This window comes from 'Chrysanthemum coronarium' phytoplasma (assembly GCF_000744065.1).
GTDB lineage: Bacteria > Bacillota_I > Bacilli_A > Acholeplasmatales > Acholeplasmataceae > Phytoplasma > Phytoplasma asteris.
In genome coordinates, this window is sequence record NZ_BBIY01000077.1 from 1 (window position 1) to 2,166 (window position 2,166).

Below are 2,166 nucleotides of genomic sequence, written 5' to 3' on the forward strand. Positions count from 1 at the left end.
TATTCAAGGTTTTCTCTATTTTTCTTGTATTATCGACTCTTTTAATAACCAAATCATTGCTTCTCACACTTCAAACCAACAAAATAAAGATTTAGTTTTAAATACTATTAAAAAACTTCCAAAATTAAAAGAACCTTGTATCATTCACTCCGATCAAGGAAAAGTTTATCAATCGCTCAAAATTCAACAAACTTTAACAAAAAAAGGTTTTTTAATCAGCATGTCAAGAAAAGCTACCCCTCGTGATAACGCCGTTATTGAAAACTTTTTTGGCCAAATGAAAACAATTTTACAACATCAAAATCCTTTTTTATTTCAAAAATCTCCTGATAAAATGAAAAAATTAATCAATCATTTTCCGAAATTTTGGAATACTAAGTGGATTTTAAGCAAATTAAATCATTCAACTCCATCTCAATATGTTCAAAATCTGAGATAAATTTTTAGTTGAATTAATATAAAATAATATAACCTTGAAAAAGGTTACTTTAGTGCGCCTTTTTGTAAAGAAAAATGTTAAATTGATATCAAAGATTATTTTCTTTTCATTTTGTTGATGAGTTTTTCACTTTTTTTACCTAACTAGATAGTGTAAAGATAAAATATTTAAAAAAATATCTTTTGAAACCAAAGAATTATCAAAAAAAGTTTAGACACTTTTTTGAATGAAAACAATATTTCTTTAGTTTGAAAAGATATGAAATTATCTATTAATTTTTAGTCTTAAAGAACAATTTTAAAATAAAAAGTTGTATTAAAAAACGGAACAGCTCACTTAAATCAAGCCACGAAAGGCTTTAAAAAAGGTCAAATCATCACCATTGGCGGTTATACAGGATTAGGAAAAACCACTTTTGTTTATAATTTACTCTTAGATATTACGAAAACTAAGTATCAAGAAACTCATCATCACCCTCATCTCTTAGTTTTTTCTTATGAAATGACCTTAGAAGAAAATTTAAGTCGTTTATTAGCCCACCAAACTCAAATTCCCTTAGATGTTATTTTAGCTAAAAATTGGGAAGACTCAAACATCACTCAACATACCTACATGGAAAGGATGAATGACGCTCAACAATTCTTTTTCCAGCTTAACTTATCCTTTAGTTATGATCAAGGTAAAAAAATAGATTATATCATTGATTTAGTTTATCGCCTTCATTTAGAAAAACAAGTAGAAATCATCGTCATTGACCATCTTCAAATTACTAAAGCTAGTAATCATTTAGAAAATGATCGGTTAGCCATTGATGAAATTATGACGAAACTCAAACAATTAGCCATAGAATTAAACATCGTTATTATCATTTTATCTCAATTTTCAAGGGACACTTACAGTAGTTACCAAGGGAAATCCCCTGAAATCACCGCTTTAAAAGGATCAGGTGGCATTGAAACTAACTCTGATATTGTTTTAATCATGTCCGAATTCCAACCCAAACTAGCCAAAGACCAAGAAAAACCCTTAAATATCTATAATCAAAATTGTAATCAATTATATTTAGCATCAAAAAACAATGAATCTCAAAAAATCATTGAATTATCGATTAAAAAGAATCGAAGCGGTACGAAAAAAAACTTAGTTTATCACCTTGAAATGACCACGCAAACTTTCCAAGAAATTGGTTATATTTTACCTTATCCATTAGAAAGTTATTAAGGAATTTATCAATGAATTATCAAGATAAAATCAAACACATCCAAACTCATTTCCCCATGTCGGTTTTATTAAAAAAATTAAATATTTTACCCCTAAATTTTAACATCAACCACCGTTTCCCTTGTCCCCTTCATCAAGGAAAAAATCCTACTTGTTGTCATTTCACTTCTACTAACAAAATTCATTGTTGGAAGTGCGGAAAAGATTACGATCTGATTGATGTTTATATGACTATCCGTCAAATTAAATCTTTTTCTAAAGCGATTCAAAGAATAGAAGGATTTATGAATTCTTTCGAATTTAAAACTTTAAGCCAACAAGAAAAAGAAACAACGAAAATAACTACTAACCCTTGTCCACAACCATATCATTCAATGAAACCAAAACCACCAATTGACGAACAGAAAATTAATATCAAAAAGAAACAATTATTTAAAGATATTTCGCCCTTATTCAACCAAATTCGCGATTATTATCATTATTTATTAATTTCCAACCGAAACAAT

1 protein-coding gene and 2 pseudogenes are annotated in these 2,166 nt (G+C 28.1%); all 3 read left to right on the plus strand.

The features are described 5' to 3' along the window. A partial coding sequence (locus OYV_RS03505; RefSeq protein ID WP_042068314.1) for a DDE-type integrase/transposase/recombinase occupies window positions 1-439 on the plus strand: 439 nt, incomplete at its 5' end. 330 nt (window positions 440-769) lie between these two features. Then, window positions 770-1,660: pseudogene (locus tag OYV_RS03510) on the plus strand (replicative DNA helicase); the annotation flags it as partial. An 11-nt stretch (window positions 1,661-1,671) separates the two neighbouring features. Further along, a pseudogene (locus OYV_RS03515) lies at window positions 1,672-2,166 on the plus strand (toprim domain-containing protein); the annotation flags it as partial.